The following is a 16,838-nucleotide window of genomic DNA, read 5'->3' as shown; positions in this document are numbered from 1 at the left end:
CTGGGGCTGCTGCGCAGCCCATCGCGACGCAAGGCCGCTCCTACAACGGGGATCGCGTCAGCTCTACTGGGCAGCCTTGATCGCCGCCGCCAGCTTCTTCGCTGCATCGGCCGGGTCGGCCTTGGGGTCGTTGATGTAGTTGGTCACCACATCGAAGAACGCGCCCTGCACGGCCAGCGTGGTGGCCATGTTGTGCGCCATGCTCGGCTGCAGGCCGCCATTTTTGGCGTCGGCCAGGAAGTCCTTGGCAGAGGTCTGCGCGCACGCATCGAAGCCATACTTGCCCATATCGGCGAGCATGTCGTTGCGTACCGGAATCGAACCCTTGTTGCTGCTGAAGACCTTCTGGAAGTCCTCACCCAGCACCTTGCGGGCAATGTCCTGCTGGCCGGCAGACGTGCCGGGGTTGTTCTGCTTGAACACCACCAGCGAGTCGATGTTGTAGAGGAAGGCCTTGTCGGTGCCCGGGAAAGGCACGCACTGGTAATCCTTGCCGGCGGTTTTCTTCGCCAGGGTCCACTCGCTCTTGGCCCAGTCGCCCATGATCTGCATGCCGGCCTTGCCGTTGATGACCTTGGCCGCTTCCAGGTTCCAGTCCTGGCCTTTGCCGTCCGGGTCCATGTAGGTGGCAACCTTCTTCAACTCAGTCAGCGCCTTGACCATGTCCGGGCCGGTCAGGGTAGCGCTGTCGAGGTCGACCATGGCCTTCTTGTAACCATCTGCTCCCATTACCGACAGCACAACACTTTCAAATACCGTGCTGTCCTGCCACGGCTGGCCACCATGGGCGAGCGGGATGAAGCCGGCAGCCTTGAGCTTGTCGGCAGCAGCGTAGAATTCGTCGAGGGTGGCGGGCACCTTGCCGATGCCAGCTTTCTTGAAGACTTCGGGGTTGATCCACAGCCAGTTGATGCGGTGGATGTTCACCGGCACGGCGACATAGTCACCTTCGTACTTCACGGTATCGGCGACTTTCTTGTCGAGCAATGCGTCCCACTTTTCCTCTTTGGCCACATCCTTGAGCACATCGGTGTCGAGCAAGCCGGTGGAAGCCCAATCCTGAATGTCTGGCCCTTTGATTTGCGCGACACCCGGTGGGTTGCCGGCTACGGCGCGGCTTTTGAGCACGGTCATGGCCGTGGCACCACCACCACCGGCCACGGCGCCATCCTTCCACGTAAAGCCGTCTTTCTCGACTTGGGCCTTGAGCACATCGACGGCCGCTTTTTCACCACCGGAAGTCCACCAGTGCACCACCTCGACGCTGCCTTTGGGTTCGGCAGCCAGGGCACTGAGCGGGAGCAAGGAAGCCAGGGAAATTGCGGCAGCGAGACGGAACGTGGGATTCATCAAAGCACCTTTCTTGTTGTTATGCCGTGCAAGTCGATCGCTTGCGTTGCATGAAGTCTAAACAGCGTGCCCGCCTCGTCAGGTAACGAAGCGATGCGCGAATGTCATCGTCTGGTTACATTGGCGGCGAGGTTGCTGGCCAGGCTGGATGCCAGCGGCAAGCCTGGCAGCAACAGCGCCTGGTAGGCGTGATAGAGGTCTGGCTTGCCCGGCCAGATGGTCCCGGCCGGCTGGTTGGTTGCATCGAGTTCGTGGTGCCAGCTGCCGCCATGGGTATCGATAAAGTGGCTGGCGATGAAATCCCAGCCGTTGCGGTACCACTGCTCGTAATGCGCCTCGCCGGTGCGCTGCAAGAGCGCTGCGGCGGCGGCGCAGGCCTCGGCGTGCACCCAGTGCAGGCGCGCATGCACTACGGGCTGCCCGGCCCAGTCCAGGGTGTAGACATAACCGGGCGCGCCATCGACCTTCCAGGCCTGCTGGCAGGCTGTGTCGAACAGGGCCCGAGCGCTATCCGCCAGCCACTGCGGCGCCTGCAGGCCGGCCCGGTCGAGGCTGGCCTCCAGGTGCAGCAGCAGCCGCGCCCACTCAAGGGCGTGCCCGGGCGTGGTGCCATAAGGCCGGAAGTGGTCGGCCGGATGCTCAATGTTGTAGTGCGCCAGTGGCTGCCAGAGCGCGTCGAAATGCTCGATGACCCGGTAGCCGTTGGCCGCGGCGTGGGTATGAATGATACGTTCGGCGATGCGCAGGGCGCGCTTCAGCCACAGGCTGTTGCCGGTGACGTCTGCCAAGGCCAGAAAAGCCTCGGTCGCGTGCATGTTGCTATTGGCGCCACGGTACGGCTCGGGCAGTTGCCAGGCGCGGGAGAAGGTTTCCCGCAGGGCGCCTTCTTCTTCGCTCCAGAAATGCGCTTCGATCACCTGGATGGCGTCAGCCAACAGCGCGGGGGCATCGACCGCGCCCGCCACCACTGCCGAGCTGGCGGCCAGGGCGACAAAAGCATGCAGGTAAGCCGCCTTGCCACTGTCGTCGTGGCCACCGGGGTGGGCGAACCAACCGCCGTAGCTGGCATCCTGCATGGCACCGCGCAAAGCGGCCACGCCGTGTGCGACGTAGTCCAGGCAGCCGGGCATGCCCTGCAGGTGAGCCAGGGCGAAGCAGTGGGTCATGCGAGCAGTGTTCATGGTTTCGGCGCAGGCGCCGGGCGCTAACCGCCCCTCGGCGTCCAGGTTGCCGAAGCCGTCGGGCAGTTTCGCGGCCTTGGCGAAGGCCAGCAGGCGCTGTGCTTCGGCCAGGCGCCAGGCAGCATGGGCCGGGGCGTTGAGCCAGCTGCTGGAAGGCAGGTTGGAGGTGTTCATGGGCCAGCTTGATCCTTGCCAGTCGTGTGCGAATTCTAGCCAACCGGTTTGGCCGGCAGGTCACGAAGCAGACCAGGATTGTCACGGGGCAGTGACATCTATGTGGCCTGCAATGGCCCGATCGCCGGCAAGCCAGCTGCCACAAAGACCCTAAAACTTTCAAGGTTTACGCTGTACCTGTGGGGGCTGGCTTGCCGGCGATAGGGCCCGAACTGCCACCACCAACCACTCAGTCCTGTCCCCGCGGCAGATACAGGGTCACCCGCAACCCGCCTTCGCGCAGGTTGAGCAAGCTCACCTCGCCGCCGTGGCTGTGGGCAATGTTGCGCGCAATCCCCAATCCCAGCCCATAGCCCTGCTGCTGTCCGGCCAGCCGAAAATGCGGCTCGAACACTTGCTCAAGCTGCTGCTGCGGTACGCCCGGCCCCTGGTCGTCCACCTGCAGCACAAAACCTTCGGCACTGTCGATGATGCGCAGCCGCGCCTGCTCGCCGTACTTGATGGCGTTGTCGACCAGGTTGCCGATGCAGCGTCGCAGCGCCAGCGGCTTGCCTGGGTAAGGCGCCAGCGCCCGGCCGTCGACCGTGATGCGGCCATCACGCAGATAAGGCTCTGCCAGAATCTCCAGCACATGGTTAAGGTCGACCGGCTCGATGTTTTCGTGGATATCGGTGTCCTTCACGCACTGCAACGCCCCTTTGACCAATAGCTCAAGCTCGTCCAGATCCTGGCTGAACTTGGCCTGCAGGCGCTCGTCCTCCAGCAGTTCGACACGCAGACGCAGGCGGGTGATCGGCGTGCGCAGGTCGTGGGAGATGGCACTGAATAGCTGGCTACGCTCGGTCAGGTAGCGGCTGATGCGCTCGCGCATGCTGTTGAATGCCCGGCTGACTTCCACCACTTCGCTCCCCCCTCCTTCAACCACCGGCGCCACATCGGCACCCAGCGACATCTCCCGGGCAGCGCGCGCCAGGCGCTTGAGCGGCCAGCTCTGCCAGTGCACCAACAACCCGATGAACAACAGCAGCAAGGCTGTGGTGAGCACGATGAAACCGATCTGCTGCCGTGGCAGGCGTTCGGCCTCAAGGCTGGTATAGGGCTCGGGCAGCAGCGAGGCAATGTACAGCCACTCGCCCTCGTCCAGGCGAATCTGCGTCACCAGCACCGGCGGGTTGAGCGGCTCCAGTGTCAATGAGTAATGCGCCCAGGAGCGTGGCAGCTCGTCGAGTTTCAGGCCGCTGTTGAAAATGCGCAGGTCGTCAGGCCCGACGAATTCGACAGAAATGTCCATTTGCGAACCCAGTCGCTCGTGCAGTACCTGCTGGAATACCTCGATCACCGCCTGCTTGCGTGCAGTGATGGGCAGCACCGGCATGTCCAGCGGCTTGACGTTGAGCGAGACGAAAAAGCGCGTGCCGCCCATGCTGCGCAACTGGTCGAGCACCATGGGCCGATAGGCCACCGGCAACGAGCGGAAGTAACTGACACTGGCGCTCATCGAATGGGCCAGGCTGCTGGCGCTCGCACGCAGACCCTGCAGTTGGCTGGCACGCAACTGGGCCACCCAGATGATGCTCGACAAGCCTTGGGCCAAGAGCACTACCAGCAAGGTCAGCAGCAGCATGCGCCCCAGCAGTGAGCGCGGCAGCAGGCGCCAGCGCCGCTCAGGGCGCACTGCAGACATGTGCCGCCAACAGGTAGCCACTGCCGCGCACCGTGCGGATCAGCCGGGGGGGCTTGTCGGTATCGCGCAGGCGCTGACGCAGGCGGCTGACCGCCATGTCGACGATGCGGTCCAGCGGCATTGGCTCGCGGCCACGGGTGGCGTTGCCGATGGTGTCGCGGTCGAGAATCTGCTGCGGATGGTCGAGGAACAGTTTGAGCAGGGCGAAGTCGGCACCAGACAGAATCACCTCTTCACCGTCGTGATGGAACAGACGGTGACTGACCGTGTCCAGCCGCCAGTCGTCGAAGGCCAGCACCGCGCTGCCTGGCGCCGACAGGCCGAACTCGGCGCGGCGCAACAAGGCCTTGATCCGCGCTTGCAGCTCGCGAGGGCTGAACGGTTTGCCCAGGTAGTCGTCAGCGCCCAGTTCCAGGCCGATGACACGGTCGGCTTCGTCGGAGCTGGCGGTGAGCATGATAATGGGCACCCGCGCCTGGCGCGGGTGCTGGCGTACCCAGCGGCACAGGCTGAAACCGTCTTCGTCGGGCAGCATGACGTCGAGGATGACCAGGTCGCAGGGGGTGGTTTCCAGGGCGCGGCGAAAGCCCTTTCCATCGGCTTCGGCATGCACCTGGAAGCCGGAGCGGCTCAGGTAGGTTTGCAGCAGTTCGCGGATTTCCTGGTCGTCGTCGACCATCAGGATCGATTTGCCGGCAGTGCTCAAGGTGGTCCTTCCTCTTGTTAGTTACAGGTCTTGGTTGCCTGTTATTGGGGCCGCTTCGCGCCCCATCGCGGCACAAGGCCGCTCCTACAGGGACCGCGCTGTGCCGGAACTATCAGCGGCCCTTTACACTTATCTGTGGTCCAAGGCCTGCTGCAAGGCCACACCGGAGCCCAGCAAGCCGGAAAACTCTGCGGTTACCAGCCACACAGGCACGCCAGCGAAATAGCCACTCATGCAGCCCTTGTCGGCAAAACTCGCGGCAAACCCGCTACGCAGGAACAGTTCGGCAAAGCGGGGAATGACGCCGCCGACAATATAGACCCCGCCTCGCGCGCCCAGCGTGAGCACGTTGTTACCCGCCACGCGCCCAAGGAACCGGCAGAACTGCTCGACCACCGCCAGCGCCCTTGGCTCACCGCCCAGCGCGGCTTCGGTAATCTGTGCCGGGGTCTTGTGTCGGGGTGTGTCGCCATCCAGCGCACAGATCGCCTGGTACAGCCGCACCAGGCCACCACCGCTGAGCACGGTCTCGGCACTGACATGGCCGATCTGGCCGTGGATCTGCTGATGGATGGCCGCTTCGCGCGCATTGCCCACCGGCAGGTCGACATGCCCGCCCTCCCCCGGCAAGGCCTGCCAGTGCTGTTCGCCAAGGCGCAGCAACGAGCCCACGCCCAGGCCAGTGCCCGGCCCGATCACCAACGCAGGCCGCGAAGGGTCAGCCTGACCAGGGCACACCTCGCGAAATTCCCCATCGCGCAGGCGGGTCATGCCCAGCGCCATGGCGGTAAAATCGTTGATCAGCAACAACCGGTCGACCTGCAAGGTCTTGCAAAAAGCCGTACGGCTCAAACGCCAATGGTTGTTGGTAAAGCGAAATTCATCGCCATCGACCGGCCCGGCTACCGCCAGGCATACAGCCGCCAAGCCGCCGCGGGCTATGCCCTGGCCTTCGAGGTAAGCCTCGATGGCCTGCTCCGGGCTGGTGTAGTCCGCAGTGGCAAAAACGTTTACCTCATGCAGCTGGTTGTCACGCCACAACGCAAAACGGGCATTGGTGCCGCCAATGTCGCCAACCAGCAGGTCTTTCATTTAAGGTTCTCCAGGGCCGAGGTAAAGGCACTCGCGCCCTGCTCTGCCGGGCTGAACGCCATGCGCATGAAGCCGAACAGCTCACGCCCGCAACCCAGGTCATTGCCCTGGGGCACCGGCGGCAGGTCGCGGCTGGCCAGTTCTTCGGCCGATACCATTACCCGCAGTGTGCCTTCGACACCATCGACCCGCACGATATCACCATCGCGCACGCGCGCCAGCGGGCCGCCATCATAAGCCTCGGGGCAAACGTGGATGGCCGCCGGGATCTTGCCCGAGGCGCCGGACATGCGCCCGTCGGTAACCAGCGCCACCTTGTAGCCTCGGTCCTGCAAAACACCGAGGAAGGGCGTGAGCTTGTGCAGTTCGGGCATGCCGTTGCAACGTGGGCCCTGGAAGCGCACCACGGCAACAAAGTCACGCTCCAGCTCACCGGCCTTGAACGCGTCGGCGAGCGACTGCTGGTCATGGAACACCAGCGCGGGGGCCTCGACCACCTGATGTTCGGGGGCGACGGCGGAAACCTTCATCACGCCACGGCCCAGGTTGCCTTCCATCACCCGCAGGCCGCCTTCAGCCGAGAATGGCCGCGCCACCGGGCGCAGGATGCTTTCGTCCAGGCTTTGTTGCGGCCCCTCGCGCCACACCAGCTTGCCATTGTCGAGGAACGGCTCCTGGGTGTAGCGGCGCAGGCCGGGGCCGGCCACGGTGTTGACGTCTTCGTGCAGCAGCCCGGCATCCAGCAGTTCGCGGATCAGGAAGGCCATGCCCCCGGCGGCCTGGAAGTGATTGATGTCGGCCTTGCCATTGGGGTAGACGTGGGACAGGGTCGGCACCACTTCGGAGAGGTCGGCCATGTCCTGCCAGGTCAGCTGGATACCTGCTGCCTGGGCAATCGCCGGGATGTGCAGGGTGTGGTTGGTCGAGCCGCCCGTGGCGTGCAGGGCAACGATGGAGTTGACCAGTGCCTTTTCGTCGACGATTTCGCCCAGCGGCATGAAACTGCCGCTGGCCTTGGTCATGCGCGTCACCTGCTGCGCGGCGTGCGCTGTAAGTGCGTCGCGCAGCGGGGTGTACGGGTTGACGAACGAGGCGCCCGGCAGGTGCAGGCCCATCACCTCCATCACCAACTGGTTGGTGTTGGCGGTGCCGTAGAAGGTGCAGGTACCCGGGCTGTGATAGGAGTTCATCTCCGACTCCAGCAGCTCTTCACGGCTGGCCTTGCCTTCCGCATAGCGCTGGCGCACGTCGGCCTTCTGCTTGTTGGAAATGCCGGAAACCATCGGCCCGCCCGGCACGAAGATGGTCGGCAGGTGGCCGAAACGCAGCGCCCCCATCATCAGGCCTGGGACAATCTTGTCGCAGATGCCCAGCATCAGCGCGGCATCGAACATGTTGTGCGACAACGCGACCGCCGTGGACATGGCAATCACTTCACGGCTGGCGATGGCCAGCTCCATGCCCGGCTCACCCTGGGTCACGCCGTCGCACATGGCCGGCACGCCGCCGGCGAACTGGCCGACCGAACCGACCTCGCGCAGGGCCTGCTTGATCTGCTCCGGGAAGTGCAGATACGGCTGGTGGGCAGACAGCATGTCGTTATAAGCCGAGACGATGGCCACGTTGGCCGCGTTCATCAAGCGCAGAGTCTGCTTGTCCTCGCTGCCGCAACCGGCCACGCCATGGGCGAAGTTGGCACACTGCAGGCTGGCACGCATGGGGCCTTCACTGGCCGCGCCGCGAATCAGTTGCAGGTAGCGTTCGCGGGTGGCACGGCTGCGGTCGATCAGCCGTTGGGTGACCTCAAGGATGCGCGGATGCATGTACTGGACTCCAGGCTAATTGTAAGGGCGGTTTACCGGGCATTTCCCCTCCAAACGATTGCGGCCTAGGCTCAAGGCAAGGAGCCTGCTGCATCGGTGGAGGCACAACGCCCAACCACTCGTTGTATGTTTAAACAAAATACTGCCACTAAAAAGGCTTGTTTTCTATCAGCCAGTGAATAATCTTGTAATTCCAACAACAAAACCGTTTCAGTGAAGCTCCTTTTTGCCACAGGTTTCACTCGGACTGCCAGAGGTACTGCCATGACCCTACGCATCGCGATCAATGGATTCGGCCGCATCGGGCGCAACGTCCTGCGCGCACTGTATACCCAAGGCTACCGCCAGGACCTGCAGGTCGTCGCCATCAACGACCTGGGCGACAGCGCCATGAATGCCCACCTGCTCAAATACGACAGCGTGCATGGCACGTTCGAGGCCACAGTCGAGGCCGACCACGAAAGCCTCACGGTCAATGGTGACCGTATCGCCGTCAGTGCCATCCGCAACCCGGCCGACCTGCCCTGGAAGGCCGAAGCGATCGACGTGGTGTTCGAGTGCACAGGGCTGTTCACCGACCGCGCCAAAGCCGCTGCCCACCTGACCGCCGGGGCGGGCAAGGTGATTGTCTCGGCGCCGGCCAAAGGCGCCGATGCCACCGTGGTCTACGGGGTCAACCATGACATCCTGCGGGCCTCGCATCAGGTCATTTCCAACGCCTCCTGCACCACCAACTGCCTGGCGCCGATCGCCCAGGTGCTGCACCGCGAGTTCGGCATCGAGCAAGGCCTGATGACCACCATTCACGCCTATACCAACGACCAGGTGCTGACCGACATGTACCACAGCGACCCGTACCGGGCGCGGTCGGCCACGCAGTCGATGATCCCCAGCAAGACCGGCGCCGCCGAAGCCGTGGGCCTTGTGCTGCCGGAGCTGGCGGGCAAGCTGACCGGCATGGCAGTGCGGGTACCGGTGATCAACGTGTCGCTGGTGGACCTCACCGTCAACCTCAAGCGCGAGGCCACGGCCGAGCAGGTCAACCAGCTGTTCCTTGAAGCCAGCAGGCATTCCAAGGTATTGGGCTACAACGCGTTGCCATTGGTTTCCTGCGATTTCAACCACAACCCGCTGTCGTCGATTTTCGATGCCAACCATACCCGGGCCAACGGGCGCATGCTCAAGGTGCTGGCGTGGTATGACAACGAGTGGGCGTTCAGCAACCGCATGCTGGATAACTGCCTGGCGTTGTGCCAGGCCCGTTGAGCCGGACACAGCATCTTCATCGCTTATGAGATCGAGCGCCGCCCGCGCGGCGCATCGCGAGCTGCGCTCGCTCCTACGTTTGTTTCGGGCCAATCAATCCTGATCCATGGCGCGCGGTCCCTTGTTTGTCCCCTTCGATGTCGCGTCGTGCACCAAGGGGTACGCGCGCTAATTGCACAGGCATGACTGGCCCGAAACAAATGTGGGAGCGGGCTTGTCCCGCGAAGCGCCGCGCGGGCGGCGCTCGATCTCAAAAGCACAGGATATCCATCGCCATACACACGTCACTCACAATCTTTACCATTTCCTAACACATCCACACTTGACCAACAGGGAAGATGATAAGCATTATCATTAAACTTTCGTCGGCCAGGTCCCCCTGTGAGTCAGTCCCGGTTCAACTCCGTCTTCCTCGTCCAGCGCCTTACCCTGTTGCGCACCTTGCAGCGCATGGTCGGCAACCCCAGCACGGCCGAAGACCTGCTGCAGGAAACCTACCTGCGGGTGTCGCGCGCCCTGGGCGAACGGCCCATCGAGCACATCGAGCCGTTCGTGTTCCAGACCGCGCGCAACCTGGCACTGGACCACTTGCGCGCACGCCGGGTACAGGCGCGCATGCTGGTCGACGACGTGCCCGACGAAGTGCTGCACAGCGTGGCCGCCCCCGCCACCAGCAGCGAGGATGCCGCCCATGCCGAGCAACTGCTCAAGCACCTGAGCGTCAGCCTCAACCAGCTGAGTGAACGCCAGCAGCGCATTTTCATCCTCAGCCGCCTGCACGGCGCCACCTACCTGGAAATTGCCGAACAACTCAGTGTTTCGCCCAGTACGGTGCAAAAGGAACTGAAACTGATCATGGCGATCTGCATGGGTGTTGCCGAACGCCTCAAGTAAGCTGACCGCCGGCGAACGGCGACGCAAAGCCCTTGCCACACCCCGTCTTAGCCTTGATCATTCGCAAAAAACCATTCAAGGATTTACCGTGACCGACAGCCCTGCCCCTCGCCCGTCACCTGCCGGGCCTAGTGCCCGTGCGCGTGCCATGGACGAGGCGCTGGACTGGCTGGTGCGCCTGCAATGCGCCAATACCGAGGACACCCTGGCTTTTGAAGCCTGGCTGAGCGCTGCGCCGGAAAACGCCGAGGCCTATGTCGAAGCAGAGGCGCTGTGGAACGGTATACCGTTGCACCAGGCAGCCACGCAGATGCACCAGCAGCAACGCCGCTCATGGCGCGGGCGCCTGCGCAGCCACTGGAAACCCCTGGCCACCGCAGCAGTGCTGCTGGTCGGGCTGTTCACCGTCGGCAACCTGCCCACACGCTTGCAGGCCGACCACCTGACCGTGGTGGGCGAGCGCCAGCGCCTGCAACTGGAAGACGGCGCAAAAGTCCTGCTCAACACCAACTCGGCATTTGCCAGCGACCACCGTGACGGCCGCCAGATCGCCCGCCTGCTGCAGGGTGAGGCCTACTTCCAGATACCCGACGGCGCACAGCTGCCACTTGAGGTAGAGGCCGGGCCGTTGCGCGCACAGGTGCGCGATACCGACTTTGCCGTGCGCTACCTCGACGGCGAGGCCCAGGTACGGGTACAACGCGGCGATGTCGACCTGCAAGGGGCACGCGACCAACGCATTCGCCTGAGTGCCGGGGATAGCATCAGCGTCGGCCCCCAAGGCTTCGGCCAGCGCCAACGCGCCGACTTGCAAAAGGACCTGGCCTGGGTCGACGGCCGCCTAGTGTTCGAGAACTGCCCGCTCAGCCAGGTACTGGCTGAAGTGCGTCGCTACTACCCAGGCTGGATCATCAACCGCAATGCGCAGCTGGAAGACGTTGCAGTCACCGGCAACTACCGCCTTGACCAGCCGTTGGAAACCCTGCGCGCACTGGCCCACATCACCTCGGCACAGCTGCATGAGTACCCTGCGCTGGTGATTCTGAACTGACCCCGAAATTATTTTTACGCGATCGCCCTGCCCCGCCCGTCTCGTTATAGCCAATGCAACTGATTCTTGTTTGAAAACGAGAACAGCAATCACCTATAACAGTCCGCGCATCAGGGAGCGCTTTCGATGTCCACTGGTCCTACCCGCTCGTACACCCTTCCCCGCCGAACCGGGCAACTGTCCCTGTTGACCCTGGCCCTGCTCGCCAGCGGTGCCTGCAGCCTGCCGGTGCTGGCCGCCGAACCGGCCCGCGCCAGTAGCCCGCGTATGGGTGATTACCGCTTCAGCATCGGCCAGCAACCGCTGGTATCGGCGATCAATGCCTTCAGCCAGGTCACCGGCTGGCAGGTCGGTTTCAGCGCCGAGCTGGCTGACGGCGTGGCTTCGCCGGGCGTGCAAGGCTCGCTGCCAGCAGATGCCGCCCTCAAGCGCCTGCTGCAGGGTACCGGGCTGGGTTTTCGCAAGATCAGCAACGGCAACGTGATCCTCGAACGTCAGACCGGCGGCAACGTGATCGCCCTGCAACAGGTGACCGTCAGCGCCACACGTAGCGCCCAGGACGTCAGCCAGGTGCCGAGCACTGTCAGCGTACAGACCCGCGAGCAACTGGACCGGCAGAACGTCAACAGCATCCAGGACCTGGTGCGCTACGAGCCGGGTGTGTCGGTGGCCGGTACCGGCCAGCGCAGCGGCCTGAACGGCTACAACATCCGTGGTATCGACGGCGAGCGGATCCTCACCCAGGTCGACGGTGTGTCGATCCCGGACAGCTTCTTCTACGGCCCCTATGCACAGACCCAACGCAACTACGTCGACCCGGAAATCGTCAAGCGTGTGGAAATCCTCCGCGGTCCGGCCTCGGTGCTGTACGGCAGTAACGCCATCGGCGGTGCTGTGAGCTACTTCACCCTCGACCCCGACGACATCATCAAGCCCGGGAAGGACGTGGGTGCACGGTTGAAGACCGGCTACAGCTCGGCCGACGAAAGCTGGCTCACCTCCGCCACCGTCGCCGGCCGCGAGGGTGATTTCGATGGCCTGCTGCACCTGAGCCAGCGCAACGGCCACGAGACCGAAACCCATGGCGGCCACAGCGGTGCCGGCCTGTCGCGCACCGAAGCCAACCCGATGGACGTGCGCACCACCAACGTGCTGGCCAAGCTTGGCTGGAACTACGACGACGACGCCCGCCTGGGCTTCACCTACGAGCGCTACAAGGATGACCGCGACCAGAACATCCTCAGCGCGGTGGGCGGGCCGTTCATTCCGGGCTTTGGTGGCATGGGCTATTACAAGGCGCGCAGTGGCAACGACACCATTACCCGCGAGCGCTATGGCATCAACCATGAGTTTGGCCTGGATTCGCTGGTCGCTGACCACGTCCAGTGGAGCCTCAACTACCAGATCGCCAAGACCGACCAGCACACCGAAGAAGTCTACGCACCGCCTGGCCGCCAGGTACTGCGCACGCGTGACACGACCTACAAAGACCGCCAGTGGGTATTCGATGCCCAGCTGGACAAGGCCTTCAGCATCGGCGCCACCGACCACCTGCTGACCTATGGCACCACCATCAAGCACGAGAAAATCACTGGCTCGCGCAGCGGCACGGGCACCTGCCTGGCCGTGGGCTCCGGTTGCTCCGCCGCCGGCGCCGAACGCCCGGCAGACGGCCAGGTTCTGGTCAGTGACTTCCCGGACCCGACCGTGAACACCTACAGCCTGTTCGTGCAGGACGAGATCCGCTGGAATAACTGGACCTTCATGCCCGGCGCGCGCTACGACTACACGCGCATGGAACCCAAGTTCACCGACGAATTCTTGCGTGGCCTGGAGTCCACCGGCACAGCGCCCACCTCCCAGGACGACTCGGACAAGAAGTGGCACCGCGTCTCGCCCAAGTTCGGCCTGACCTACGCCTTCAACGACAACTACACCTGGTATGGTCAGTATGCCGAAGGCTTCCGCACCCCGACCGCCAAGTCCATGTACGGGAAATTCGTGAACCTTGAGGAAGGTTATCGCGTAGAAGGCAACCCAGGCCTGGAACCGGAAAAGAGCAAGAGCTACGAAACCGGCCTGCGTGGCAACTTCGACGCGGGTAACTTCGACGTGGCGGTGTTCTACAACAAGTACCGCGACTTCATCGACGAAGATGCGGTGCAAAGCGCCAACCTGGAACAAACCTTCCAGGCCAACAACATCAAGCACGCCACCATCAAGGGTGCCGAGGTCAAGGGCCGCCTGAACCTCGACCGCTTCGGCGCGCCGCAAGGCCTGTATACCCAGGGTTCGATTGCCTACACCTATGGCCGTAACGACGACACCGGTGAGCCGCTGAACACCGTCAACCCACTGAAGGGCGTGTTTGGCCTCGGTTACGAGCAGCAGAACTACGGTGGCCTGCTGAGCTGGACACTGGTCAAGCGCAAGACCCGCGTCGACGACTCCAGCTTCTACTCGCCAGATGGTGCGAGCTCGAAGTTCCGCACCCCGGGCTACGGTGTGCTGGACCTGACCGGCTACTACAAGGTCACCGACGACGTGACCATCAACGCCGGCCTGTACAACCTCACCGACAAGAAGTACTGGCAGTGGGATTCGGTGCGCAGCTACGACGGCCAGGGTGAAGCGGCTGTGACCCAGCCAGCCAACATCGACCGCCTGACCATGCCGGGGCGCAACTTCGGTATCAATGTGGTTTGGGATATCTGATCCCTTACGCCTGTACCGGCCCCTTCGCGGGCGCGCCCGCTCCCACAGAAACATCATAGGTCCACGGCCTGCGTTGAACCTGTGGGAGCGGCGTGCCCGCGAAGAGGCCGGTACAGACAACACTACAACCCAGTTTTTTTACTGTCCCGCCGCCGCTGTTTCGTCTTGTATCTAAACGCCCCTCTTTCCAAGGACTGCCCCCATGACCGAACGCCCAGCCCTGCGCTCCCAGCGCCTGAACCAGATCACCCACGCCCCGCACGCAGAGCTGGATGCCCTGGTCAAATCCCACGCGCCTTTCGACAGCCGCGAAAGCTTCGCCCGCTTCGTCGTTGCCCAGTACCTGTTCCAGTCCGAGCTGCAAGCCCTGTACAACGATCCGCAGCTGATCGCCATCGTTCCCGATCTGGCCGAGCGCTGCCGTGCCGAGCAGGCACGCCTGGACCTCGCAGACCTGGACACCGAAGTGCCAGCCGCCGTGCCGGGCGCCCTGGTCAACCCGAGCCTGGGCGAGGCAATGGGCTGGATCTTCGTCTCTGAAGGCTCCAAACTGGGCGCTGCGTTTCTGATCAAGCGTGCCGTGGCCCTGGAACTGTCTGACAGCTTTGGTGCCCGCCACCTGGGTGAGCCGGCCGGTGGCCGTGCCGAGGGCTGGAAACAGTTCACTCGCATCCTCGATAGCCTTGAGCTGTCGGCTGAGGAGGAAGCCGCTGCCGAGCGCGGTGCAGTGGCCGCCTTCGAGCGGTTCACCGAGCTGCTCAAACATGCCTATGCTGCGGATACCGCGCTGGTCTGATACGCCGAATCCGGCCACCCTACCGGTGGCCAAACCGCTTTTTGCAGTGAGACCATGACCCGACCTGCCCGCTCGAAGATCGCCCGCCTGTTGTACGGAATCCTGGCCTACGTGAGCCTGGGGGTGGGCTTGGTCGCGATCGTCATTCCCGGCTTGCCGACCACCGAATTCATCCTGCTGGCCGCCTGGGCGGCGACCCGCAGTTCGCCGCGCCTTTCTGCCTGGCTGGAGAACCACCGGCTGTTCGGGCCAATCCTTTACAACTGGCGCAATGGCAAGGTGATCCAGCGCCGTGCCAAGGTCAGCGCCACCATCAGCATGCTGCTGTGTGCGGGGCTGATGCTGACGTTTCTGCAACACCACTGGCCGGTGTTTCTGGCAATCGGCGGCATGACCCTGGGCAACCTGTGGATCTGGTCACGCCCGGAGCACGCCTGCCCCGCCCCGTCACAAGCTCAGCAACCCTGAATACAGGGCGTAGGCCGCAAGCCCTGCGCCCGCCAGCACTGCGGCGAAAATCAGCTTTTCCCAAGTGGTGAACAACGCCTGGCCCTGCTCATGCTTGGCCCTGGCAAACAGGATCACGCCGGGGGCATACAGCAGCGCCGACAGCAGCAGGTACTTGAGCCCGCCGGCATACAACAGCCACACGGCATACAGCAAGGCAACCAGCGCTACCAGCAAATCCTTGCGCCGCAACCCCGGCTGCCCGGTATAGGTTTCTGCCCGTACCGCCAGCAGCAAGGCATACGCCGCCGACCACAGGTAGGGTACCAGGATCATCGACGAGGCCAGGTAGATCAGGCTGGTGTAGGTACCGGCAGAGAACAGCGTAATCAGCAGGAAGCCCTGGATCATGCAGTTGGTCAGCCACAGGGCGTTAGCGGGCACATGGTTGGCGTTTTCCTTGGCCAGAAAGCGCGGCATGGTCTTGTCCCGTGCCGTGGCGAACAGGATCTCGGCACACAGCAGCGCCCACGACAGCAACGCACCCAGCAGCGAAACCGCCAGCCCGAGGCTGATCAGCAAGGCACCCCAAGGGCCGACGATGTGCTCCAGCACCGAGGCCAGCGACGGGTTCTGCAACCCGGCCAGTTCCGGCTGGGTCATCACCCCCAGCGACAGCACGTTGACCAGCACCAGCAGCGCCAGCACACCGAGAAACCCGATGACGGTGGCCTTGCCCACATCCGAGCGGCGCGCGGCGCGGCCGGAGTACACACTGGCGCCTTCGATGCCGATGAACACGAATACCGTCACCAGCATCATGTTGCGCACCTGCTCCAGCACGCCGCCGAACTGCGGGTTGCTCATGCCCCAGATGTCACGGGTGAAGATATCGGCACGAAAGGCGAACGCCGCAATCACCACGAACATCAGCAGCGGCACCACCTTGGCCACGGTGGTCACCTGGTTGATGAACGCGGCCTCCTTGATGCCGCGCAGCACCAGAAAATGCACCGACCACAGCAGCAGCGAGGCACAGCCGATGGCGATCGGCGTATTGCCTTCACCGAATACCGGAAAGTAGAAGCCCAGGGTGCTGAACAGCAGTACGAAATAGCCGACATTGCCCAGCCAGGCGCTGATCCAGTAGCCCCAGGCCGAAGAGAAGCCCATGTAGTCGCCGAAACCCGCCTTGGCATAGGCGTATACCCCGGAGTCCAGTTCCGGCTTGCGGTTGGCCAGGGTCTGGAACACAAACGCCAGGGCCAGCATGCCAACGGCGGTGATGCACCAGCCGATCAGCACCGCCCCGACATCGGCACGCGCTGCCATATTCTGCGGCAGCGAGAAGATCCCGCCACCGATCATCGAGCCGACCACCAGCGCGATCAGCGCGCCCAGGCGCAGCTTCTGTCCCGGTTCGCTCATGCATCCCCCATTTTTCGCGCTGTCATACCATTGAAACAGCCTCGCCGGCCATATATGAGTGGTTACTTATAATGGAACAGGCCAATCAAGCTATAGCACTCATAACTGCATTGTCTATATACGTGGCATTAAAAACCAGCAGTTGCAAGGCCGCTGGGAAAGTTCCTGATAAAACTCAAAATGCTTGTGAAAAATTTGCGAAACCCACAAAACCGACTAGTTTCAAGCATC

13 protein-coding genes are annotated in these 16,838 nt (G+C 63.2%); 6 read left to right on the top strand and 7 right to left on the bottom strand.

All coding sequences use genetic code 11. The features are described 5' to 3' along the window. Nucleotides 1–63: 63 nt before the first annotated feature. The 6 genes from LU684_RS13300 to edd form a co-directional block, all read right to left on the bottom strand. Nucleotides 64–1,350 (bottom strand): ABC transporter substrate-binding protein, encoded by a 1,287-nt coding sequence (locus LU684_RS13300; RefSeq protein WP_232894719.1) that lies wholly within the window; start codon nucleotides 1,348–1,350, stop codon nucleotides 64–66. Nucleotides 1,351–1,454: 104 nt separating this feature from the next. After that, a complete protein-coding gene (locus LU684_RS13295) occupies nucleotides 1,455–2,705 on the bottom strand; it encodes a D-mannose isomerase (protein ID WP_060517589.1) in 1,251 nt (416 codons plus the stop codon). 229 nt (nucleotides 2,706–2,934) lie between these two features. Beyond that, entirely contained in the window at nucleotides 2,935–4,389 is a 1,455-nt protein-coding gene (locus LU684_RS13290; protein WP_016485091.1) for an ATP-binding protein, read from the bottom strand. Then, nucleotides 4,370–5,095, bottom strand: a complete 726-nt coding sequence (gltR, locus tag LU684_RS13285; protein ID WP_016485090.1) for a two-component system response regulator GltR — start codon at nucleotides 5,093–5,095, stop codon at nucleotides 4,370–4,372. Before gltR ends, LU684_RS13290 begins: the two co-directional genes overlap by 20 nt. 129 nt (nucleotides 5,096–5,224) lie before the next feature. Beyond that, a complete protein-coding gene (locus LU684_RS13280) occupies nucleotides 5,225–6,187 on the bottom strand; it encodes a glucokinase (RefSeq protein ID WP_060517591.1) in 963 nt (320 codons plus the stop codon). Further along, nucleotides 6,184–8,010 (bottom strand): phosphogluconate dehydratase, encoded by a 1,827-nt coding sequence (edd, locus tag LU684_RS13275; RefSeq protein ID WP_016485088.1) that lies wholly within the window; start codon nucleotides 8,008–8,010, stop codon nucleotides 6,184–6,186. Before edd ends, LU684_RS13280 begins: the two co-directional genes overlap by 4 nt. A gap of 264 nt (nucleotides 8,011–8,274) precedes the next feature. On the opposite strand from edd, the gene gap reads away from it, so the two are divergent. From gap to LU684_RS13245, 6 genes are all read left to right on the top strand, one after another. Then, complete coding sequence (gene gap, locus LU684_RS13270; protein WP_016485087.1) at nucleotides 8,275–9,276, top strand: type I glyceraldehyde-3-phosphate dehydrogenase; 1,002 nt, start codon at nucleotides 8,275–8,277, stop codon at nucleotides 9,274–9,276. 381 nt (nucleotides 9,277–9,657) lie between these two features. After that, nucleotides 9,658–10,170, top strand: a complete 513-nt coding sequence (locus LU684_RS13265) for an RNA polymerase sigma factor (RefSeq protein WP_003255059.1) — start codon at nucleotides 9,658–9,660, stop codon at nucleotides 10,168–10,170. An 88-nt stretch (nucleotides 10,171–10,258) separates the two neighbouring features. Beyond that, the gene (locus LU684_RS13260; RefSeq protein ID WP_232894718.1) at nucleotides 10,259–11,221 is read left to right on the top strand and encodes a FecR family protein; all 963 of its coding nucleotides are present in this window, start codon (nucleotides 10,259–10,261) and stop codon (nucleotides 11,219–11,221) included. A gap of 126 nt (nucleotides 11,222–11,347) precedes the next feature. After that, on the top strand, nucleotides 11,348–13,936 hold the full coding sequence (locus tag LU684_RS13255; RefSeq protein ID WP_232894717.1) for a TonB-dependent receptor: 2,589 nt from the start codon (nucleotides 11,348–11,350) through the stop codon (nucleotides 13,934–13,936). Nucleotides 13,937–14,138: 202 nt separating this feature from the next. Continuing rightward, complete coding sequence (locus LU684_RS13250; protein WP_016485084.1) at nucleotides 14,139–14,732, top strand: biliverdin-producing heme oxygenase; 594 nt, start codon at nucleotides 14,139–14,141, stop codon at nucleotides 14,730–14,732. Nucleotides 14,733–14,786: 54 nt separating this feature from the next. Next, on the top strand, nucleotides 14,787–15,200 hold the full coding sequence (locus tag LU684_RS13245) for a YbaN family protein (RefSeq protein ID WP_016485083.1): 414 nt from the start codon (nucleotides 14,787–14,789) through the stop codon (nucleotides 15,198–15,200). On the opposite strand, the gene arcD is transcribed toward LU684_RS13245, so the two are convergent. Further along, nucleotides 15,180–16,607 (bottom strand): arginine-ornithine antiporter, encoded by a 1,428-nt coding sequence (gene arcD / locus LU684_RS13240; protein WP_023046962.1) that lies wholly within the window; start codon nucleotides 16,605–16,607, stop codon nucleotides 15,180–15,182. The genes LU684_RS13245 and arcD overlap by 21 nt on opposite strands. Nucleotides 16,608–16,838: the final 231 nt, after the last annotated feature.

The sequence above is a fragment of the Pseudomonas sp. NMI542_15 genome (assembly GCF_021283425.1).
Lineage (GTDB): Bacteria > Pseudomonadota > Gammaproteobacteria > Pseudomonadales > Pseudomonadaceae > Aquipseudomonas > Aquipseudomonas fortuita.
This window is presented reverse-complemented; position numbering and strand designations above follow the sequence as displayed.